21 protein-coding genes are annotated in these 20,423 nt (G+C 45.1%); 15 read left to right on the forward strand and 6 right to left on the reverse strand.

Going from position 1 to position 20,423, the window contains the following annotated elements; translation table 11 throughout:
• The first annotated feature begins 93 nt into the window (after positions 1-93).
• Both ACT7WV_RS05570 and ACT7WV_RS05575 read left to right on the forward strand, forming a co-directional pair.
• Positions 94-219 carry a hypothetical protein gene (locus tag ACT7WV_RS05570; protein WP_445101949.1) on the forward strand — a complete coding sequence of 42 codons (126 nt, stop codon included), beginning with the start codon at positions 94-96 and terminating at the stop codon, positions 217-219.
• Entirely contained in the window at positions 213-2,954 is a 2,742-nt protein-coding gene (locus ACT7WV_RS05575) for a PAS domain S-box protein (RefSeq protein ID WP_445101950.1), read from the forward strand. The genes ACT7WV_RS05570 and ACT7WV_RS05575 overlap by 7 nt, the downstream gene beginning before the upstream one ends.
• Positions 2,955-2,972: 18 nt before the next feature.
• Here the strand turns inward: ACT7WV_RS05575 and mog are convergent, their stop codons facing one another.
• The 3 genes from mog to ACT7WV_RS05590 all read right to left on the reverse strand — a co-directional run bounded on the left by mog (position 2,973) and on the right by ACT7WV_RS05590 (position 5,681).
• Positions 2,973-3,500: a molybdopterin adenylyltransferase gene (gene mog / locus ACT7WV_RS05580; RefSeq protein ID WP_445101951.1), complete on the reverse strand. Its 528-nt coding sequence runs from the start codon at positions 3,498-3,500 to the stop codon at positions 2,973-2,975.
• A 136-nt stretch (positions 3,501-3,636) separates the two neighbouring features.
• The gene (locus ACT7WV_RS05585; RefSeq protein WP_445101952.1) at positions 3,637-5,058 is read right to left on the reverse strand and encodes a DUF4335 domain-containing protein; all 1,422 of its coding nucleotides are present in this window, start codon (positions 5,056-5,058) and stop codon (positions 3,637-3,639) included.
• Positions 5,055-5,681, reverse strand: coding sequence for a DUF3038 domain-containing protein (locus ACT7WV_RS05590; RefSeq protein ID WP_463424147.1), 627 nt, complete (start codon positions 5,679-5,681; stop codon positions 5,055-5,057). The genes ACT7WV_RS05585 and ACT7WV_RS05590 overlap by 4 nt, the downstream gene beginning before the upstream one ends.
• 489 nt (positions 5,682-6,170) lie before the next feature.
• On the opposite strand from ACT7WV_RS05590, the gene ACT7WV_RS05595 reads away from it, so the two are divergent.
• The 6 genes from ACT7WV_RS05595 (at position 6,171) to ACT7WV_RS05620 (ending at position 10,575) form a co-directional block, all read left to right on the forward strand.
• Positions 6,171-6,689 carry an adenine phosphoribosyltransferase gene (locus ACT7WV_RS05595; protein WP_445101954.1) on the forward strand — a complete coding sequence of 173 codons (519 nt, stop codon included), beginning with the start codon at positions 6,171-6,173 and terminating at the stop codon, positions 6,687-6,689.
• A 34-nt stretch (positions 6,690-6,723) separates the two neighbouring features.
• Entirely contained in the window at positions 6,724-7,788 is a 1,065-nt protein-coding gene (locus ACT7WV_RS05600) for an ABC transporter permease (RefSeq protein ID WP_463424148.1), read from the forward strand.
• Positions 7,789-7,956: 168 nt separating this feature from the next.
• Complete coding sequence (locus ACT7WV_RS05605) at positions 7,957-8,259, forward strand: hypothetical protein (RefSeq protein ID WP_445101955.1); 303 nt, start codon at positions 7,957-7,959, stop codon at positions 8,257-8,259.
• Positions 8,260-8,510: 251 nt separating this feature from the next.
• On the forward strand, positions 8,511-9,161 hold the full coding sequence (locus ACT7WV_RS05610) for a MotA/TolQ/ExbB proton channel family protein (protein ID WP_445101956.1): 651 nt from the start codon (positions 8,511-8,513) through the stop codon (positions 9,159-9,161).
• Positions 9,145-9,546 carry an ExbD/TolR family protein gene (locus tag ACT7WV_RS05615; RefSeq protein WP_445101957.1) on the forward strand — a complete coding sequence of 134 codons (402 nt, stop codon included), beginning with the start codon at positions 9,145-9,147 and terminating at the stop codon, positions 9,544-9,546. Before ACT7WV_RS05610 ends, ACT7WV_RS05615 begins: the two co-directional genes overlap by 17 nt.
• A gap of 171 nt (positions 9,547-9,717) precedes the next feature.
• Positions 9,718-10,575 carry a phosphate ABC transporter ATP-binding protein gene (locus ACT7WV_RS05620; protein WP_445101958.1) on the forward strand — a complete coding sequence of 286 codons (858 nt, stop codon included), beginning with the start codon at positions 9,718-9,720 and terminating at the stop codon, positions 10,573-10,575.
• Positions 10,576-10,821: 246 nt separating this feature from the next.
• Here ACT7WV_RS05620 and ACT7WV_RS05625 read toward each other — a convergent pair whose 3' ends face one another.
• Complete coding sequence (locus tag ACT7WV_RS05625; RefSeq protein WP_445101959.1) at positions 10,822-13,065, reverse strand: PBP1A family penicillin-binding protein; 2,244 nt, start codon at positions 13,063-13,065, stop codon at positions 10,822-10,824.
• 224 nt (positions 13,066-13,289) lie between these two features.
• On the opposite strand from ACT7WV_RS05625, the gene ACT7WV_RS05630 reads away from it, so the two are divergent.
• Positions 13,290-15,182 (forward strand): alpha/beta hydrolase, encoded by a 1,893-nt coding sequence (locus tag ACT7WV_RS05630; protein ID WP_445101960.1) that lies wholly within the window; start codon positions 13,290-13,292, stop codon positions 15,180-15,182.
• Positions 15,183-15,483: 301 nt separating this feature from the next.
• Here ACT7WV_RS05630 and ACT7WV_RS05635 read toward each other — a convergent pair whose 3' ends face one another.
• Both ACT7WV_RS05635 and ACT7WV_RS05640 read right to left on the reverse strand, forming a co-directional pair.
• On the reverse strand, positions 15,484-15,978 hold the full coding sequence (locus tag ACT7WV_RS05635; RefSeq protein WP_445101961.1) for a DUF427 domain-containing protein: 495 nt from the start codon (positions 15,976-15,978) through the stop codon (positions 15,484-15,486).
• Between the two features lie 166 nt (positions 15,979-16,144).
• The gene (locus ACT7WV_RS05640; RefSeq protein WP_445101962.1) at positions 16,145-16,585 is read right to left on the reverse strand and encodes a YidH family protein; all 441 of its coding nucleotides are present in this window, start codon (positions 16,583-16,585) and stop codon (positions 16,145-16,147) included.
• A 232-nt stretch (positions 16,586-16,817) separates the two neighbouring features.
• On the opposite strand from ACT7WV_RS05640, the gene ACT7WV_RS05645 reads away from it, so the two are divergent.
• The 6 genes from ACT7WV_RS05645 to ACT7WV_RS05670 all read left to right on the forward strand — a co-directional run bounded on the left by ACT7WV_RS05645 (position 16,818) and on the right by ACT7WV_RS05670 (position 20,389).
• Positions 16,818-17,246, forward strand: a complete 429-nt coding sequence (locus ACT7WV_RS05645; RefSeq protein ID WP_445101963.1) for an HHL1-like protein — start codon at positions 16,818-16,820, stop codon at positions 17,244-17,246.
• A gap of 40 nt (positions 17,247-17,286) precedes the next feature.
• Positions 17,287-17,709 (forward strand): hypothetical protein, encoded by a 423-nt coding sequence (locus ACT7WV_RS05650; protein WP_445101964.1) that lies wholly within the window; start codon positions 17,287-17,289, stop codon positions 17,707-17,709.
• Between the two features lie 404 nt (positions 17,710-18,113).
• A complete protein-coding gene (locus ACT7WV_RS05655) occupies positions 18,114-18,317 on the forward strand; it encodes a hypothetical protein (protein WP_445101965.1) in 204 nt (67 codons plus the stop codon).
• Between the two features lie 26 nt (positions 18,318-18,343).
• Complete coding sequence (locus ACT7WV_RS05660; protein ID WP_445101966.1) at positions 18,344-18,748, forward strand: PEP-CTERM sorting domain-containing protein; 405 nt, start codon at positions 18,344-18,346, stop codon at positions 18,746-18,748.
• 127 nt (positions 18,749-18,875) lie between these two features.
• Complete coding sequence (crtA, locus tag ACT7WV_RS05665) at positions 18,876-19,736, forward strand: cyanoexosortase A (protein ID WP_445101967.1); 861 nt, start codon at positions 18,876-18,878, stop codon at positions 19,734-19,736.
• Positions 19,733-20,389, forward strand: coding sequence for a cyanoexosortase A system-associated protein (locus ACT7WV_RS05670; RefSeq protein ID WP_445101968.1), 657 nt, complete (start codon positions 19,733-19,735; stop codon positions 20,387-20,389). Before crtA ends, ACT7WV_RS05670 begins: the two co-directional genes overlap by 4 nt.
• The last annotated feature ends 34 nt before the right edge of the window (positions 20,390-20,423 follow it).

The raw sequence follows: 20,423 nt of genomic DNA on the forward strand, positions 1-20,423 counted from the left end.
GCATCTGTGGGGTGATACTTAGATCAAAGCTTATTCGATAATCTAGATTAGAATCCTCTCGAGTGAGGTAACAGACTCTTAAGGAAATTGCCTGTGTATCAACCGACTGCATCACCAAAAGTGAGCTTAACTACTCACCTTCAACAAGGCGATCGCATTAACTTGGCAATTCCTCAAGACTTTACCAAATTACCAGAGCCGAAGGAGAGAAAATGGTAAGCCGAATGCCAACCCACGTCAAAGGTTATGGAGTAGCTATCCTAACTACAGCTAGTGCCTTGATTCTGACACTGTGCTTACAACCTTGGTTGACATCGGTTAATTTCTCGCTATTCTATGCAGCCATAGCGATTAGTGCCTGGTATAAAGGTCATGGACCAGGACTAGTGGCTACAGCCTTATCGACTTTGGCTATTGCCTACTTTATCAGTCCTCCAGCCAATGTATTCCTAATCACCTTAAATGGAATCATCAGATTGGGCGTATTTGTACTGGTAGCGCTCTTGATTAGCTCCCTGGAAACACAACGACGCATTGCGAGAGAGCGAGCTCAGACAAATCTTTCACAGCTCCGAGAGAGTGAAGAGCAGTATCGCCGTCTTCTCGATACAGCTAATGAAGGCATCTGGTTAATTGATGCCCAACTGCGGATCAAATATGCCAATCAACAGATGGCTCAGATGCTGGGTCTGAGAATTGAAGACATGCTTGACCATGATATCTATTACTTTATGGATATCATGGCTCGAAATCAACTAGAGCAACAGATTGAGCGACAAAAACAGGGCATAAAAACGCAGTTTGACTTATGTTTCCACCGTCGGGATGGCTCTAACTTGTGGGCAATCGTTTCAGCTAGCCCAATTATGACAAAATCAGGAGAATTTAATGGTGCGATCGCCATGATTACCGATGTCACAGAACGCAAGCAGGCAGAGGAAGCACTGCAAAAAGATCAACAGCGATTGAAACTGGCTCAGCAGATCGGCAAAATCGGTACGTTTGACTGGAATATTCCCACGGGTGAATTGACTTTAACCGGCAATATTGAAGCCATCTATGGACTAGCGCCTGGTGGATTCACCAACTATGAAGACTGGGCAGATCTGATCTATGCTGATGATCGAGTAAGGGTAGAACAAGAAGTTAAACGTGTACTTCAGGAAGATACAGAATTAGATGCTGATTTCCGTATCTTACAATCTGACGGCAGTTTAAGTTGGATAGCAACTAAAGCCCGCCTTTTTAGAAAGGACAACAAACCGGTGCGGATGCTTGGTGTGGAGATGGACATCACTGAGCGCCGACGAGCAGAAGAAGAACGCCAAGAGCTACTTAAGCAATTAGAGAATAGCCTGAGACAACTAGAGGCTGTCGTGAGCAGCATCAGAGAAGGATTGATTATTTCTGACCCTGAGGGCAACGTACTGACAATGAATCCTGCGGCTTTGCGCATCCACGAACACCAGAACCTTGCTCAAGTGCGTCGGCAGTTGGAGGATTTCCAAGAGATCTTCGAGCTACATTACCTAGATGGACGAGTGATGCCATTAGAGGAGTGGCCTCTAGCGCGATCGCTACGCGGCGAGACATTTGATAATTACGAAGTGCAAGTTCATCGGCTTGATACCGGAAAGGTGTGGATTGGAAACTATAGCGGAACGCCAGTCCACGACTCTTCTGGGCGGATGATTCTCGCGGTGACCACCTTGCGTGATGTGACTGCCAATAAACGAGCTCAAGAAGAACTCGCCCAGAGCTTGGAACGGGAGCAAGCAGCCCGTGAATCAGCCGAAGTAGCCAATCGTATTAAAGACGAATTCCTCGCTACACTTTCCCATGAACTGCGTACTCCCCTCAACGCCATGCTGGGATGGACAACGATGCTGCGCAGCCGCAAGTTTAACGAAACTACCACGGCTAGAGCCCTAGAAACCATTGAGCGCAATACCAAATCCCTGGCACAACTGATTGAAGATGTTCTAGATGTATCTGGCATTATTAGGGGCAAGCTCAACTTGGACGTTCGCCAACTGGAACTGACACCAGTGATTCAGGCAGCAATTGAAGTTGTGCGCCCCGCTGCTGAGGCTAAGGAGATTGGCATTAATTTTTGCTCAGAGTCTTTAATTGGCATAGTTTCGGGTGATATCAACCGCTTACAACAGGTTTTTTGGAACCTGCTCTCTAATGCCGTTAAGTTCACTCCCCAAAAGGGGCGTGTTGAGGTCAGACTACTACTAGAAAAATCCCGCGCCCAAGTTCGGGTAACTGATACAGGAGTAGGTATCTCGGCGGAGTTTCTCCCCTATGTTTTTGATCGCTTTCGCCAAGCTGATAGCGCTAGGACAAGAGCCTATGGTGGACTGGGACTAGGATTAGCTATTGTACGCCACCTTGTCGAACTCCATGGCGGGACAGTCCACGCAGAAAGCCTGGGAATCGGAAAGGGAGCAACCTTTATTGTTGAGCTACCGTTGAGGGCAGTGCGCCTGCGAACTCCTCAAAATGGAGCAAATCCCCTAGCTTTTCCAGATCAAATAGCCAATCCCTGCCCTCTTTCACTTGAAGAGTTACGAATACTGGTTGTGGATGATCAGGCTGAGGCGCGGGAGCTACTGAGCCTGATCCTTGAACAATATGGAGCACAAGTGAAAACAGTAGCCAACGCTAGCGATGCACTAGTCACACTGCAACAGTTAAAGCCGGATGTGCTAGTGAGTGATATTGGCATGCCAGGAGAGGATGGCTACGCACTAATTAAGCGTGTCAGGGCGCTGTCTCCCGAGCAAGGAGGAAAGATTCCCGCCGTCGCACTGACAGCTTACGCTAGACCTGAAGACTGCACCGCTGCAATCTTGGCAGGTTTCCACCTACATGTCTCTAAGCCAGTAGATCCTCATCAGTTAGCGGTGGTGGTGGCAAATCTTGCTGGACGCCACGAGCCAGTATGACTCAGTTGACTTCTACCCCTAGCGCTTTGGTCGGAAAACTTGGATTACTTCTGGGTTGCATTCTAAATAAGGCCCACCGATTAAATCGACGCAATAGGGGATGGCAGGGAAAACAGCTTCGAGACATTCTTTAATAGACTTGGGTTTTCCCGGAAGATTGACAATCAGACCATTGCCTCGAATGCCTGCGGTTTGTCGAGAGAGGATGGCCGTTGGCACATACTGCAAAGAAACCGAACGCATCAATTCCCCAAATCCTGGAAGCATTTTCTGACAAACTGCTTCTGTAGCTTCCGGCGTGACATCCCGAGGAGCAGGGCCAGTACCGCCAGTTGTAATTACTAGGCAACATTGAACCTGATCAATCATCCGTTTGAGTTCTGTTTCAATACTTTGCTGGTCATCCGGGATGACTTTGTAAATGGGTTCCCACTGACTAGTGAGATATTCCCCCAGTAAATTAATTACTGCTTTACCAGAAAGGTCATCATAGACCCCGGCACTAGCACGGTCTGAAGCAGTTAAGATACCGATTTTAATGCTCATGCTGACCCTGTTATCTAGCTGAAAGAGAAAAATAGTAAGCTAATCTACAGTATTTAACTTGCAGATTTTGTAAGTTATGATCAGGATACTGAAGGTCTATCCCTTGAGGCCTCAACCTTCCTGCCTAGATATTTATTTATCTATAGGGAGCTACTTCTAGTACTCCGTCGGGCTGAAACACCACCCGAAACTGAGCCAGGGGTTTCTGGGGTACTAATCCAGCTCCCTCAACACCAATACCCGCTGCCTCTGGCTTCAGTAATCTTTCCAGGGGAGTTTGCTCAACATAATCCCAGGCGGGTGTATTAATGGGCTCATAGTCAGCAATTACGCCATCTTCGGTGACACCCACCCGGTAAGCTAATTCACTAGGGGATGTGAGAGTTTTGTCCCAGTCGGTATTAATTGTTTGGTAAAGCTGATCTGCCAAATTGCTAATTACCGCAGATTCAGTTATTTCTGGTCCTAAGCCAGCTTGACCTATATACCCTTGCCAAGGACTAATTTGTAGAATGCCCGTGTTGGTAAAAACGACGAGGAACTGAGCGGTGGCTTCTTGAATCGCGTTATTACCTGGAGTCCGGATATAGAGCAACTCAGGTAAAGGAGTTTGCTCTCCCACATTAAGCGGCGTTCCTTTAACTGGCTTGTAGCCGATAACGGCTCCATCTTTGCCAACGCTGACTTGATAAGTCAAATTTTCTGTTAAGCTTCTCCGGTTCTCCCAAGATTGATTAAGCTTCTTGTAAAGAGCACGTTTCAAAAAACCAAGTTCTGTTGGATCATTAATCTCTGAAACTTCTGTCAGAGTCCTTCTCGTCTCAGAAGCAGAAGGTGGATCTGACTCAGGTGTAGCTGTGGAGTTCTCTTCTTCCTGGGAATTCTCTGAAGTTACTTTACTAGAATTAGTACGGGATTCTGGCAAGGGTTCGCGTACTTTGGGTATGGGTACAAAGAACAAAGCGACCGCTGCTAAAGCTAAACTCGTCACTCCGACAATGGCAGGAGTGGCTCGCTTTGCCGCTGATTGCTCGGCTTTTTTATAACGCCGGGAAACTGGCTGTAAGGGTACTATCAGGTCTGGTAGAGTGCGGCTATCAGCCAGAAACTGGTCTGTCGCCTCAACTAAGTCGAATAGCTGCACCGTAGTCAGATCAACGTAAACTGCTTTTTCTTGAGCAATCCCACTAGATGTCGTTGTTGTACTGTAGCCATTGGCAGCAGTCTCCGGGTTTTCCATCAGCATCAAGCGATGCAAGTTGTTTTTTTCTATGTTCTGCAACTGTACCAGAGTTGGCTTCTCCCCATGGGTTTGGGGATGACGCACCTGAGATAAGAATTCCTGAGCGTAGCTACTAACAGACCTCACCAGGCTTTCCAAAAACTCGCGTCCGCCGCTCAGGGGTTGTTCCCTACCTGCCAAATAACATTCTGCGTTAACCAAGATCGTCATCAAGGGACGGGCATCGGGCTGATTCCCTGCCGTGGTTACAGAGTCACTCAATCCTTCCAAGATTAGCGTGCAATTTGGCAAACTGTACTGACGTCGAATTGTCATGTTACTTCTCCATCGAACAAGCTAGTCCAAAATCGCTGCATGCCAGAAGTTCCTGTACAGAATAGCAACTGACTCAACAGCGAGAGTGCTAGCTCGTTTAACTTTTCATCTGAGTTATAGGCAGCAACCTTTGCTCTTCGTGGATTCATTCTGCTCCGAAAATGTTTCCGAAACCGTTCGAGATACTCGGACAAACGAAAATGATGTTCGAGCGTTACCTGCTTATCATTGAGTTGTTGGTAAGCCAGTAGTAGTTGCCGGATCAAAACGGTCATTTTGCGCGCCAGATGAGAGGCAATCACCACTAAAGCCTTGGCTTCCTCTAGCTTTAGGGGTCTTCTCGAGTGAGATCGCCGCCAAGGATTAGCGCAGCGCAGACGCCACAGAACAACACGATTTTTGATAATATCCTGGAGTTCGAGCTCCTTTGCCGCAAACAGCATAGCTTCCGAACCCCCTAGTTCCAGAGATTCAATGGTCAGTAGAATCAGATCAATCTGCTGCCTGGTGCGTGGTGGGCACAGCCGGTCTGAGATTGGCGGATCGGCTAGACTATCCAAAATCATGTGCTTTGACTGAGCAGAAGGACTGTTTGTCGGCATTACGCTCACAGAAAGATTCATTCCAAATAGCGACTGTGGGTAGACTGGTTTTTGTCCAAGTAACTCTAAAAGTAACTCTAAATATAGGAGTCTCTAGATTAGCTGACATTTTATATTGGCATTTGTGTCCAATGTTTTGGCGTTGCTACAATTACTTCATAATTCTATTCTCCGAGGTTATCACCTCATGCCTGATCTGCCTGAATAAATGGGTAAGCAAAAGGTAGCTGCCTCGACGAGAGCCTTTAATCATGATTGATGCCTAATGCCTAGTCTGACTATTCTCTAGTTGTGGCTTGTACCCAAATATTAGAACCGATGACGTATAAAAAAGTTTGATTAGCCAGGTCGCAAGTTTCTCCCCATCCACAAAAACCGTTCAATTTACTAGTGTACGATTTTGCAGGGAGTGGATGACAAGTTACAGGATAATTGTGGGTGTGCGACTGTGTCGGCACTCAAAGTAAGTATTCTCCCCCTTAATCTAACTACGGAAGATTTAACAGTTTCATGGATTTAAAGTCCTTAATACGGTCAATTCCCGATTTTCCTAAACCAGGAATTTTGTATCGAGATATCACCACGCTGCTGCGTAACCCTGATGGACTACGCTATACAGTTGACACTTTTGCTCAAAAATGCCGAGAAGCTGGACTAGAAGCTGATTACGTGCTGGGGATGGAGTCCCGTGGCTTTATTTTTGGCCCAACTTTAGCCTATCAAATGGGAGCTGGGTTTATCCCTGTCCGCAAACCGGGCAAACTCCCAGCCGCAGTACACACCGTTGAGTATGAACTCGAATACGGTGTGGATAGGTTGGAAGTGCATCAAGATGCCCTAGTTCCTGAGAGTCGTGTTTTGATCGTGGATGATTTAATTGCTACGGGTGGTACCGCAAGCGCCACGGCTAATTTAGTAGAAAAGGCTGGCTGCTCACTGGTTGGCTTCGGTTTTATCATTGAGCTACGGGATTTGGGTGGTCGTCAGAAACTGCCTGAAGTCCCGGTGGTGACTTTGATTGAGTATTAGTCACTAATAAATAATGAGGTAGGATGGGCATTCTATGGTAACTTCAACCAAGGATTCCTCAATCAAGAATAGGTTCACTCTCGCTGTTAATTGGCTAAAAATGCTGGTTACCAGTGAGACTTTTCTCTACGTTACTAAGCGGTTATCCCAGGGACTTTTGACCTTGCTTTTAGCCTCTGCCTTAAGTTTTGCCATTATTCAATTGGCACCAGGGGATTATTTAGATACCCTGAGGCAGAATCCGCAAATTTCACCGGAACGTATTGAGGAACTACGGCAGCAATTCGGTCTGGATCAACCGGGATATATCCAGTATTGGCGCTGGCTAGGAAGGGTGGTTACTCAAGGCGACTTTGGGCAGAGTTTTGTCTATTTTCGCTCCGTGTCGTCTTTGCTGTGGGAACGGATACCTAATACGTTGCTGCTAGCAATTTCCTCGATTATTCTTACTTGGGTGATCGCCATTCCCTTGGGAATTATTGCTGCTGTCAATCAGAATCGCTGGAGCGACCGATTTTTACAAGTAATTAGCTATACTGGTCAGGGCTTTCCCAGCTTCATCTTTGCCTTGTTGCTGCTGATCTTTGCACAGTACACCACCCCTTTATTCCCTGTGGGCGGCATGACTAGTATTAATCATGAAGATTTATCGCCGATTGGGAAAGTTTTGGATATTGGCTGGCATATGATTTTGCCAACTATTGCTCTCTCTATCACTAGTTTTGCTGGTCTACAGCGCATTACTAGAGGAGAATTGCTAGACGTTCTGCGTCAAGACTATATCCAAACAGCGCGAGCCAAGGGACTCCCAGAAAACCGGGTAATCTATGTTCATGCTCTGCGCAATGCGATCAATCCCCTGGTGACCATTCTGGGTTTTGAGTTTGCCGCTTTACTGAGTGGGTCATTTATTGCTGAATATTTCTTCAATTGGCCTGGTTTAGGGCGTTTGATTTTGCAGGCTGTGACAGCTCAAGATCTCTATCTGGTAATGGCAAGCCTGATGATGGGTGCAGTAATGCTAATTGTTGGCAATTTGTTAGCAGACTTGCTGCTCAAGGTTGTCGATCCTCGGATTCGCCTGGAAAATCTGAAATAGTACTCAACCATAGAAGAATCGCACTGACTAAAGCGGCAAATAGTCGTTTGTTGTTAGAAACTCTGCTTGGGGGGAGTTCCCCCCAAACCCCCTGCACGGGGGTTGATCGGTTGAGGTAAATTTTCTTAAATCAGTGCCATTCAACTATCATAGTCATTTTTTTTGTTAATGTTTTCCCAAATTTATTATCTGATTCGTTCTCGAGCCGACGGGCAGTATCTTGTTGCCAAGCCAAATAGTAATGCTGAAACAGTTGGGGAAAGTTACCTCTTGATGTTTCGGGAACGTTTTGAGGCTCTTAGCTATCTCAATACCCATGCTTCTGGAGTGGCTGACCGCTTTACTGTGGAGTCAGTTCCTGGTACTCAGTTAAAACACTTGCTTCAACGTTGGGGTTTTGCTGGTATTGGTGTTGTTCAAGACCCGCTAGTCCCGCAAATTGAGTTTTTATCTCAAGTTTCTGGTTTTTGAGAAGCTAGATACAGCTCTTTTTGCCCTTCTTGTCTACTTAAAAGATGGGGACTAATCGTTAATAGAAAATTGAGTAGATGATTCTATTTTTTTACTAGCACTAGTGGGGCGCAAATAGCGCCCTTTTTCTATTTTATAATGTTTCTTTACTTAATCTTATTGTTTCTACCCAAAAACCTCTGCTAGCTTCTAGCGTAAGATAATATCCCGATCGCCTGAATGCTATTCTTGTGCCATTTACCTGAAAGCCTATGCAAATTAGCAATTTTTTTATCGCTGGTGGAATTGTCGCCTGGCCTTTACTGGTATTCTCCTTGATAGCAGTAGCTTTGATTGTTGAGCGCTTAGTGTTTTGGTTTAAAGTCAAACGCAGACAACGCCGAGTCATTAGAGAAGTGCTCAAGCTTTACAGAACAGATCCGGAGGCGGCAATTAAACTGCTACAGCAGAATGCTGACTTGCCAGTTTCTCGGATTTTCTTGGAAGCCTTGGAACTAGATAACCCTACACCGGAGGAATTTCGCTTAGCCTTAGAAAGTGCGGCACAAGCAGAACTACCAACTTTGAAGAGATTTAGTACAATGTTTGAAACAATTATTAATGTTTCGCCACTGCTGGGTCTATTAGGTACGATTTTAGGCTTAATTACTGCTTTTTCTGCCCTGAGAATCGGTGATGTCGGAGATGGTGCAACCACGAGAGTCACGGGCGGAATTTCTGAAGCTTTAGTCTCTACAGTTATGGGATTGGTTGTGGCAATTTTTACTCTGTTGTTTGCCAATATGTTCCGAGGATTTTACCTGCGTCAATTAGCACTAATTCAGGAGTACGGCGGTCAGTTAGAACTTATTTATCGTCGTCACTACGAACGAGGAGGACATCCCTATGCGTCTACCCGATGAGCAGGATTCTCCTCTCCAGATTAATATCGTACCCATGATCGATGTCATTTTCTCAATTCTGGCATTTTTCATTATTTCTACGTTGTATTTAACCCGTTCTGAAGGACTACCAGTTAACTTACCAAAGGCTTCAACAGCTCAACCTCAGCCTAGTACTAAAATCACTGTCTCTATTGAGTCGAACGGAACAATTGCACTTAACCGCAAGCCGATTAAGCTTTCAGAACTTGAAGGTGCAGTACGCTCTTTAGTAAAACCAAACTCTGAAACTGTGGTCATTATCAACGCCGATCAAAGAGTTGAACATGGTAAGGTAGTTGGCGTGATGGATCTATTGCGTCGGGTTAAGGGAGCAAAATTAGCGATCGCTGCCAAGAGTTCTTAGTAAAAGGACTCTGCTTAAAAGCTGAAGCTTAGCCTGTTATTTGTGTACCTTTCTAAGTGAGCTGTATATCGAGCTTGGGAAGTTTATTTGGAAGTTTAATTTAAATATTAACTAATCTATAATCGGCTAATCCGTCGTGCTTCACTATATCTCATTCGCTTCTGTTGTGTTATGCCTACGCAAAACCAGATTAACCACAAGAAGCTGAAACATCGAATAGAGCACCAAGACTACAGTAAAGGCGAGCCAACTGACTACATTTTGCGGGCAGAAAATTTAAGTGCCTACTACGGTAATTTTTTGGTACTTAGAGATGTTTCTCTGGAAATTCCCAAACATCAGATTACTGCCATTCTTGGTGCTTCTGGTTGTGGAAAAAGTACATTAATTAGGTGTTTCAACCGTCTCAACGATTCAATCGATAACTTCCGAACAGAAGGGAAATTATTCTATAAAAATCAAAACCTGTATTCCGCAGAAGTAGACCCCATATTGGTTCGGCGTTGGATTGGCATTGTCTTTGAAAAAGCTTGCCCTTTCCCGAAGTCAATTTACAACAATATTGCCTATGGAGCTAGGATAAATAACTATAAAGGCGACATGGATGAATTGGTAGAACGTTCATTCCGGCAAACTAATTTATGGGATGAAATCAAAGATCGACTTAAAGCCAGTGCCTTATCCCTTTCCAGTGGGCAAAAACAGCGCTTGTGCATTGCCCGTGCTGTTGCCCTCGAACCGGAAATTTTGCTGATGGATAAACCTTGTTCCTCCCTTGATCCCATCTCAACCAAGCAAGTGGAAGAACTGCTTTACGAACTCAAAAGTAAATATACCATAATCATCGTCCCTCACAATATTCAACAGGCTAGGCGTGCAACAGATATGACGGCTTTTTTCGATAGACAGCAAGCAGGTGACGGCAAAGGATTTGGTTACTTAGTAGAGTACGACAAAACAGAAGTTATCTTTACTAATCCTCAGCAGCGGATGACCCAAGAGTACGTTAGCGGTCATTTATACACCTGATGATTACCCAGACAATTATTATTAATTATTCTTGACTCGACCAGAGTTCTTCAAAAGATTTACTGTGAAAAATGAGCAAAATATATCAATTTCACAGCCAATTTTCGGGAACCTCTACTTGGAAAAATTAAGCATTTTTAAAGTAAAAGTAAACATTGGCTTAAGGAAATAAGCAATTTAAAGATTTAGTAACTATTTCTATCTAAAGAAGTGGTCAATTCGGTTAAACTTTCCACTGCCACCCTTTTACTGGACAACCTGACGCATATATTTACTCCATAACTGGGCAGCTTGTCCACTAGTTCCTCTGGTAGGAGAGTTATCATCGTTACCCAACCAGATCCCAGTGACTAACTGACGTGCTGGAATATAGCCAATGAACCAGAGATCGACATAGCGGTCAGTAGTACCAGTTTTACCAGCTTCTCCCATTCCTAAAGCAGCCGCACGACCTGTACCTCTTTGCACGACACCTTGCAACATGTTGGTCATGGTGTCTGCTACTGCTGGTGAGAGGACTGTTCTACCTCCTTCACCATTTTCTTGAAAGCTGTAAATTACCCTACAGGTTTGTGGATCTTTAAAATCAGTACAATCGCTGCTGTCGAGAATCCGCTGGATTGCATGGGGGCGGTTCCAGACGCCACGATTAGCGATTGCGGCGTAGGAACCAGTGATTTCTAGGACTTTGACCTCACTTTGACCAATTGCTAAACCTGGAACTGGATCAAGTTTGGAACTAATACCCAGACGTTGCGCCAAATCCACCACGTTATTTAAACCGGCATCTTGAGCTACCCGAATGGCTACCACGTTCTCAGACAGCGCTAAGGCGGTATACATGTCGATTGACCCACCAGAACGTTCACAAGCTCGGTAACGCCGCAGGGGGGCGCAGGAGTAGGCTTTTCTAGGTGAGATACCTTGCTCTAAAGCAGCAGCGTAGTCAAATAGCTTGAAAGTTGACCCAGGTTGTCGTTGGGCTTGGGTAGCTCGATTAAACTGGCTTTGTTGGTAATTTACGCCACCAACGAGAGCCAGAATTTCACCATTACTGGTGTCGAGGGTAGCCATTGCCCCCTGGGAGAATCTTAAGCGATCGCCCTCCGTATCGACAAAGTTACTCAGGGACGACTCTGCTGTTGCCTGAGTCCGGAGATCCAGACCAGTTTCAACGATAAAGTTTCCCTCTTGGGCTAAATCTGCTCCTAATAAATCGCGCAGTTCATTAAAGACGTAGCTATAGAAGTAGGGGGCTTTAGTGCTATTGAGGAATGCGCTAGCTTTGGGGCTAACCTCAATACGTGATCGCCGTGCTTTGTTTGCCTCCTCCTGGTTGATCATCCCTAGTTCCGCCATCCGCCTAATTACCCGGTTGCGTCGTTCCAAAGCCTTATCGTAGTTCTCAACCGGGTTATAGCTGTTGGGGGCTGGCAAAATTCCTGCTAGTGTTGCCGCTTCCGAGATATTCAGATCCTTTGCTGATTTGTCAAAATAAAACTGGGCGGCATCTTCAAAGCCATAGGCTTCAACCCCTAAGTAAATGCGATTTAAATAAGTCTTTAAGATTTCGTCCTTGCTGTATAAAGTTTCTAGCTTCAAGGCAACTACAGCCTCTCGCAGTTTCCTAGAGGCAGTATTTTCTCTGCCTACATAGTCAGTAAACAAACTCCGAGCTACCTGTTGCGTCAGGGTACTAGCTCCTTCACGAATGCCTCCGCCCTGAATATTCCTGACTACCGCCCGTAAAACACCGTAGGGGTCTATCCCAAAGTGCCAGTAATAGCGGCTGTCTTCTGAGGCAACCACCGCCTGGGGCAAATAGGGCGAAAAATCGGATAATCTCTTGAGTTCTCTATGGGCATCTGTGCGGGGTTGCCGCAGAGGTGTCTGGTTCTCGGAATAGACAATCACCGGCCCTTGGACACCGAGTGGCAATGGCCGTACTGCTGGCGCTTGCAGTGCCTCAATAAAAATTAACAGTACTACCAAGCTGATCAATCCACCGACGCCGTAAAGACCGTAACGAATACCCCGGACATACCAAGGTGGTGCATCGTGGTACTCAAGCCGCACCGATGCTGCTAGTTCCGGCGGTCCAATCGTGAGAACATCACCGTGACAAAGCATCAGTGAGCCGAGGCGGCGTTTTCCTCGGTAAATCCCGTTGGTGGAGTTTTCGTCTTTGATCAGGAAGGTTCTCCTGCGTCTTCCGTAGCGCTCCAAAGACAGATGAATCTGACTGACTACTGGGTTACGCACTACAATATCGCAGGATTTGGAACTACGCCCTAGTAAATAACGGTCTCCTAATAGGGGATAGACATCGGCTTTATCTGCACCTGCATCTTGCACCCAAAGTTCAGGCACTTTAGCATTAGGTTTAATTGCCAGTGCCTGAAAGTTAACTTTTGCCTGAATCGTCTGTACTGCCTGAGTCAGTTGACCAAGCAGTGTCTTCGGCGGTTGTGGTGGCTGGGGAGAACTCATTTTGTCCGTGATGAGTTATGGGCTTTGGGGCTCTTGCCTCATTCTATCCGTAACCTTCGTGAAGGCATTGTCGGCGACAATCTGTGATTATAAAAGGCGATTGCTTTATTGTGCCAAAAAGTTTACGTTCCTGAGCGACCCCCCTAAAGCAAAAGTACTTGGGAAACTTATAGATTTTTAATCGGGTCGCTTTGCCAAGATTATTAATAGCTATTCACATCGCGGTGAAATCTTGCATTATGAAGTTTCAGCTTAACTGGTCTGGTGATAGGGTATTTCGGTCTTCTAGCGACGGTCAACTTCCACAAGTCAGTTCCAGAAGTCGAATCAATCTCATCAGACAGGGCGCTATGTATGCGCTCTTTGCTGCTTTTTTTTGCAGTATCGCCACCTCGGTTTCAGCGGCTCAACGCTTCACTCTGCGTTTGGGCCCCTTTGAGCAATCGGTCGAAATTGACGACTTAGAACATTTTGCTGAGACTGGCGAGTTGACAAAAACGCTTACACCTTACAGCGCAGTACTCAACCCACAGGTGCGGCATTTGCTAACAAGACGCCTGCAAATCGACCCCAATATGACAGAGAAATTTATCAATGACCTCCTTCTTTCCACTGATGGCGCGCGATTATTCAAAAGAATTGGTCAGGCACTTCCTGATAGCAACATAGAGCAATTGCAAGCTGCCTTGTTTTTGGCAGCAAGGCAAGCTAATGGTCTGAGTGTACTGAGTTTCTTACGGGCTTATCCCGACGAAAATGTTGTTATTGATGCCACTTCTGCCTTGACAATCGCCCTTCAGCTCAATACTTCTTACCTACAAAGTCAAGCGATAAGTCCTTTGCTGGAGCGGGATCTTAAAGTTACCGACTCTGCCACAGTCCTCCCCAGTTTTGACCCGACTCAAGCTGGCCAACAATTCGTCCAGGAACGAACCATTAGGCTCAGAGACCGAGAACGCCAACGCACGATTATTGTAGACCTTTACTGGGCGCGCGATGTCTCTGGGCCGCTGGTGGTTCTCTCCCATGGCTTTGGTTCTGATCGCAGATTCCTCACCTACATAGCCCGTCATTTGGCTTCTCACGGTATTGCTGTTGCCTCAATAGAACACCCTGGTAGTAATTTTGAGTGGATCAACGGTGTCTCGATTAGTGGTAACCTCGGCGATTTGTTACCCCCATCGGAGTTTATTGACCGCCCTAAAGATGTCAGCTTTCTGCTAGACCGATTAGCCACAATTAATCAACGATACAGCCGCATGCGAGGCAAATTTAATACTCAAAGAGTCACCGTCATCGGTCACTCTCTAGGAGGGTATACCGCCTTAGCTTTAGCTGGGGGCAAATTGGATTTAGATGAGCTCAGAAGGTTTTGTAAAAATCGCTCTCCCGTGGGACGTTCACCCGCAGACTGGTTCCAGTGTGCAGCCACTAATTTGCCTAACGACTCTGTTGTTCTACAGGATCGACGAGTGGCACAGGTAATTGCTCTTAACCCGATGGCAGGACGCTTGTTTGGCAAAAATGGTCTGGCGAGAGTTAAAACTCCAACCTTAATTTTGACGGGGACAGAGGATGTTATTACACCTTCGTTGGATCATCATTTGCGGTCTTTTGCTCAGTTAGGTGGTTCTAAGTATCTTCTTGTCGCTCTCGGCGGCACACATCTGAGTGCAACTGACCAAGCTAGTCTCAATGACTCTGTAGCAAAAACTACCTTGGTTAAAGAGTTGATTGGCAAGGAAGCCGAACCACTGCGGCAACTCTTGAAAGGTGTTAGCTTAGCATTCGTTAAACAACTAACACCAGAAGCCAAAATCTACGAACCGTTTTTGAGTTCTACCTACGCCCAGTCTTTCTCAAACTCAAAGCTTTCCCTACGTCTCAATACAGAATTACCGCCAACCATCGGAACTTGGTTTGAAGTTCGAGGTGTTGGTAATCAACAAATTGCCCTGCACTTGCCCAAGATGAATTACTTTTCCCTAGGTGCAATTAAGTCTCTCTTCTTTTCTCGAGCTCACGCCATGCCACGAGTAAGTTGTTACACAGGAGAATTACATCAAACCTTTAGAGATCTCCTAAATAATCAGGATCGCTCAACTGGACTTAGCTGAAGTTGGGTAAGGGGTATAGACTTTTTTGTGTTTCTCAGAAGACGAAGATGTTGGCTCAGAGTTGATTGCTCAGGGAACCATACAACTCAATGAACAATCAATGGGCGGTACTCCTCTATTCTCTAATTTATTTTTTGAGTAAGGAGTGTCCTCACCGCCCAAATCTGTTGCTTTCGATAGGTTTTTTTGACAAATCAAGACTATCTTGCACTGTTCTACCTGAACTACCTGAAAACGCTAACCTTTGTCAAAAAAAAAGCACTTCTATACCCCTGTCAAATTTCCTTCGTCTCGATTTTTTTTACCAGCCCCAGGTTCCAGGGCCACCCTTAAATGGTCCTAGAATATCCTTGGTAACCCAACCACCGTAAAAATTACCGGGCTGTGGTTCTACCAACTCACCATTCACATAACAGGCATCCATCATATGGGCATAGAAGGCTAAATAATTTTTGAGAGGAGCAAAGCTTGCTGTGGGATCTGGATAAGCCCAAGCCGCATTAGCCGCTTGTTTGTTACCAACAATAACTGTGTAATAAATTGCCCGCCCCTTCCACTCACAAAACGACCCTTGATTTGTTCTTGATAAATATTCCATCTTGATATCTTCAGGAGGAATATAGTAAACGGGGGGATGGCTTGTTTCTAAAACACGCTGGGAACGATTGCTCTCGGCAATTGTCACCCCATTGAAAATAATCCGGATGCGCTTGGGTGACTCCTCTAGGCGGGGTGGACGTGGGTAATCCCACACAGACTCTTGACCAGGTTCAGGTTCAATACGGGGACTGTTCACACTAATTAAGTTTTCTTGCTTGTATCACACCCGCTATTTTAAATGTAAGCTAGCAGGTATAAATCCGCCTAGATGCAGTAAGTTCTTTGAAAGTACAAATGAAGTGGTTATTAGCAGCAACTTTATCAAATGCACGTCCCTAGTGATTTTTCCTCTACAAGCATGATTAAAGATGCTTCTGGGATTGCGGTTCGCTAGGAGGTGAAGGCACAGAGGTGGGTATCCGATTGCGCCAAAATACTAAAGGAAGACTGAGAAGTCCTAATATCATAACTACCCCAGTCGTCATCCAAATTATTAATCGGTTCGGTCGATAGTCTCCCCGCTCAATTTGCCAAAAAACTTGATCGTAGCGCCAAGCTGCTAGGGCAATTGCAACAATACCAAAAACTACTAAAATTACGCCTAAGTTCTCCGAGTTAAAGATGGGATGTTGTGAAGCTGTTTCTTGAGTAACTACTATTTGAATTTGGCGCAAAAAGATGCCAAAACGAGCAATAGCAAAGCCAAAGCCAATTAGGGCAATAGAAGTTCGCAGCCAAGCCAGAAAGGTGCGTTCGTTTGCTTGATGCTCTCGCTGACGGTCTATTTGTGGCTTTCTGGTCACAATAGAATCAAAATTAAATATTTATCTACCTACAAAAATCGTACTCCTCTCTCCAGAAAGTAGATCTGGCTCCTTCGCGTAGTAAAAGCAACACAGTAAGTACAGCGAAGGAGCGATAATTCGTTCCTAGTTAGTCGGAACCCATGAGTTAACAAGTTCCTCGGTACTCCAAGAGAGTTTATTAAAATTATGTTAAACTTTGTTAAGATATTACACCAAAAATTTAACAACCATGACGACCAACCCCGGATTTGGCAAATCTCAGCCTCCAGCAAAAGTCTCCAAGCGCTCGACTGAACGCGCTAAAGCTGCTAAACAATATGAGCGAATGAAAACTGGGGGAACACCAGATTTTGAGATTTACATTCGCATTGAGGGTAAAAAAAATTGGTATCTGGTGGGAGTAATCGCAGTGAAACGCTCCGGCCAAATCAATCAAGCAATCTTTGATAGTCAGGAAGACTTGCTTGGGGGAGCCTTGCGGCTGTATCCCATTCTGCGCAAAAATAAGCATCAACTAGAGTATGGCTATCGCCTCAAAGAGTTTAAAGATGAACCTATTCAAGTAGCAGTCCCAACCCAATCTAGTGGCAACGGTGTTTTTCAAACAGCGATTAACCAAGTTAAAGACGGCTTTTCTTCACTGCTGAAGCGCACTTGAGCCGATAATACTTGACAAAACAGGAAAAATATAATCTCAAATGGGACAGCTAGAACGCCTAGTCCTCATGGCAGAGGACGAATTAACCGAGTACAGCACCGATGCTCGTAAAATTGAAAAACTGCGCCAGAAGATTGGCATATCCGTTCCTCTAGCAGAGCAACGGCAGGTTAAAGCAGCACTGCTGGAGATGATGCCAACTGATGCCATCAGCCAGTTAGTCGAGAAACAACGTCAGACTGTAGCTTTGCCCTTCTGGGGAATTGCGGGACTCGGTTTAATCTTTGGGATTTCTTTCTTCCAACCCTTAGATTTTTTGGTCACGGCTGCCGCAGGTTTTGCCGCTGTTAAAATTCAACGATGGGGTTGGAAACTTCAGGCAAAGCGATTAGTTTGGCAAACACTAGAAGAGATTGAACAGAGGATTGAGCAACCGACATCACCAAAAAAGGCTGCATCATAAGTAAGCGATTTTCCTCAATCCATCCTAAGACATTCGTGGAAAAGGACATGGGGAAAATCCGTCAATTTCTATGTCTGTAGAGGACAATATAACAATTAGGTAATAAGGTTAGATTATACTTATCCCAATTTCACCTCAAAGGAGAGAAAAATCAATCCATAAAAACTTTGTTAAAGCTTTGATAAAAGCCGTATATTGTTTTGATTAATCATTCAAATTTTATTGTTGGCTAAGCTAGCCTAAATTAACGAGTAAATTCTTGGAAATCAAGTCAATCAGTTGGTCTTCTCCAAGCACTTATTCCATGACTTATCCAACTTAATTCTGTCTAAAAAATAATGAACAAGTTCTCTTTCCTGCCCACTGCATTGGTAGCAACGGGTGTTGCTCTTGCTGTGTAAATAATGCCAGCAGAGGCATTTAACATTGGTTTCGGTAACGTGACCAATCATGGAGCAACAAATGTAGCACCCAACTTCAGCGTCAATGTTGAAGATATAGGAGGCGGAAAAGTTCAATTTAAGTTCAACAATAGTGGTGCTACGGCACCTGCAACTATTAACGAAATCTATTTCTGGAAAAACAAAATACATTTCTTAATTATCTAAATTTTGACTCAATTATTAATAGCAGTGTGGTTAAATTTTCCGCAGGTGCTACACCCAAAAACCCTCGTGGTGGAATTGGATGGGATGCTGCTTTTGGAGCAGATCCCGATAGCCCAGGTGGATTTAATAAAAATGCTGTAGATGTAGGTGAGTCTGTAAGCGTTGTTTTCAACCTGGTCAATGATTCAGAATATAGTCAACTTCAAGGACTTTTCGGAACAGGTGAATTGGCACTAGCTCTCCACGCCCAAAGTATTGGTGGCTCTGGTGGTTACAGTGACTGGCTTACCAGCAGCTCAAGTGTGACCTCCGAGGATATCCCTGAACCCCTAACTATCTTGGGTACGGGTGCAGCTGTTGGCTTTGCTGGCTTGTTCAGACGGGAGAAGTCTAAGGGTAAGGTTAAAGCTAAAGCCAAAGTCAAGGCATAGGGAATTGCTCTCAGCTGATGTTTTGTAAGTTAGGTAAAGAAGGGTGTTGACTACCATATAGGGACATGGCTATACCGTGTCCCAAATTTTAATCATTAGAAGAGAAATTTTTACTTTCCCACGAACCATGAAGACATTCTCTCTTCTTTCGGCCATAAAAGGCTCTCAGTTTTTGTTATTGGGCATCGCCACGGGGTTAATCACAATTCATCTGAGCTTAACAGAGCGAATAGACGGCAGCAGCGTCTCTTCAATCGGTCTTCTTTTTTGGTTAGCTGCGGCATCTTTAATTTGGCAGAAACGCAACAGCTTGAACTTAGAAAGCGATGTTTTCTCCAGCTTTTTAGGAATTCTTTTAATCGCTGTGGTACTTTTGAGAAGTTCCTCACCTCAGCTAACAACTCACTTTCTCGGTGCGTTTCCCTTTCTGTCTGGTCTTGGTCTTGCCTTGCTAGCTTCTGGCTTTAAGGGACTAAGACAATATTGGCAGGAGTTGCTCCTCCTGTTTTTTCTCGGCGTTCCCAAAGCAGCCATTTTTCCTGTCATTGATATCTCGGTTGTAACTGCTAAATTTGCCGCAGTTATGATGTGGTACACGGGATTTGATGTATTTCAGCAAGGCGTGACGGTGATGCTGCCAGGAGGCGGAGTCAATGTGCAGCCTTTTTGTTCTGGCTTAAGAGGAATATTTTATCTGTTAGGCTTGTCTGTATTAACTCTCGTAATGTTTCCTGTGAGCGGGGTAAAAAAATACTTTGTGCCCATCATTGCCATGATCTTGGCTTTTGTGGTGAATGGTGTTCGAGTAGTAATAATGGCGTTTTTTGCCAGTACCCAAAATCAAAAAGTTTTAGCCTACTGGCACGATGGTCAAGGTTCTCTTGTCTTCACACTGATGGCCGTTATGTTGTTTGGGTTGTTCTATTTTTTCTTACTACGACAGGAGGGAATTCAAGATCAAACTGATGTGGATTCCTCAAGGCTATGATCTTCTGGAAGTCCCTTAGAGTATCTCTCTTAGCACTTACCTTCGGGGGTGTTATTCTTGTTTTAGGAAAGTCAGTTTTTGGCACGGCTTCGGACAAGAGATTGACGGCGAAAGCCTTTGAGTTTCCTACGAATGTGCCTTTACCCAGTTGGCAATCTCTAGGAAGTCAACCTCTGATGGAACCCTTAGGGAGAAACTACCAATATCGTCAGGGAGACCTCAAGCTTATAATTGAGATGCGCTATGTCGAGAGTTCTTTTGAGAATGAAGCGCTATTTCGCAAGTACAACCCCAGTGTTTTATCACCTGGTGAGCTAACTCCAACGATACGTTACCATCGAGCAATCGGTGCCTACAGCTTGTCACTTAACGAGCAGCGAGCTTACTTAAGAGCTTGCATCAATCCCCGTGCTGATAGTGCTATTACCTATACACAGTTAATCCAAAACCGCTATAAGACTGACTTGCGGTTTAGCCGTTTACTACCTTGGCTCATGGATCAAGAATCTTTACTGGACAATCGTTGTCTCTGGACTCATTTATCATTACCGATTAAAGATTCTTCTCCTGAACAGGCTTACCAAACGCTGGAAACTACTTGGTTGCCGTGGTACGAATGGTGGCATTCCCGCTTTTCTCAGCAAGGAAGCTGATCGCAGTTCTCAATTAGGTGTGTAGCTCAAAAAA

This window comes from Symploca atlantica LB2515 (assembly GCF_052546295.1).

Excerpts from the sequence above, each read along its gene's own strand:
- ACT7WV_RS05620 (WP_445101958.1), top strand. The coding sequence starts at position 9,718 with ATGCCTACGCAAAACCAGATTAACCACAAGAAGCTGAAACATCGAATA.
- ACT7WV_RS05645 (WP_445101963.1), top strand. The coding sequence starts at position 16,818 with ATGACGACCAACCCCGGATTTGGCAAATCTCAGCCTCCAGCAAAAGTC.
- ACT7WV_RS05650 (WP_445101964.1), top strand. The coding sequence starts at position 17,287 with ATGGGACAGCTAGAACGCCTAGTCCTCATGGCAGAGGACGAATTAACC.
- ACT7WV_RS05655 (WP_445101965.1), top strand. The coding sequence starts at position 18,114 with ATGCCAGCAGAGGCATTTAACATTGGTTTCGGTAACGTGACCAATCAT.
- mog (WP_445101951.1), bottom strand. The coding sequence starts at position 3,500 with ATGAGCATTAAAATCGGTATCTTAACTGCTTCAGACCGTGCTAGTGCC.
- ACT7WV_RS05600 (WP_463424148.1), top strand. The coding sequence starts at position 6,724 with ATGGTAACTTCAACCAAGGATTCCTCAATCAAGAATAGGTTCACTCTC.
- ACT7WV_RS05590 (WP_463424147.1), bottom strand. The coding sequence starts at position 5,681 with ATGAATCTTTCTGTGAGCGTAATGCCGACAAACAGTCCTTCTGCTCAG.
- ACT7WV_RS05605 (WP_445101955.1), top strand. The coding sequence starts at position 7,957 with ATGTTTTCCCAAATTTATTATCTGATTCGTTCTCGAGCCGACGGGCAG.
- crtA (WP_445101967.1), top strand. The coding sequence starts at position 18,876 with ATGAAGACATTCTCTCTTCTTTCGGCCATAAAAGGCTCTCAGTTTTTG.
- ACT7WV_RS05670 (WP_445101968.1), top strand. The coding sequence starts at position 19,733 with ATGATCTTCTGGAAGTCCCTTAGAGTATCTCTCTTAGCACTTACCTTC.
- ACT7WV_RS05625 (WP_445101959.1), bottom strand. The coding sequence starts at position 13,065 with ATGAGTTCTCCCCAGCCACCACAACCGCCGAAGACACTGCTTGGTCAA.
- ACT7WV_RS05610 (WP_445101956.1), top strand. The coding sequence starts at position 8,511 with ATGCAAATTAGCAATTTTTTTATCGCTGGTGGAATTGTCGCCTGGCCT.
- ACT7WV_RS05595 (WP_445101954.1), top strand. The coding sequence starts at position 6,171 with ATGGATTTAAAGTCCTTAATACGGTCAATTCCCGATTTTCCTAAACCA.
- ACT7WV_RS05615 (WP_445101957.1), top strand. The coding sequence starts at position 9,145 with ATGCGTCTACCCGATGAGCAGGATTCTCCTCTCCAGATTAATATCGTA.
- ACT7WV_RS05575 (WP_445101950.1), top strand. The coding sequence starts at position 213 with ATGGTAAGCCGAATGCCAACCCACGTCAAAGGTTATGGAGTAGCTATC.
- ACT7WV_RS05585 (WP_445101952.1), bottom strand. The coding sequence starts at position 5,058 with ATGACAATTCGACGTCAGTACAGTTTGCCAAATTGCACGCTAATCTTG.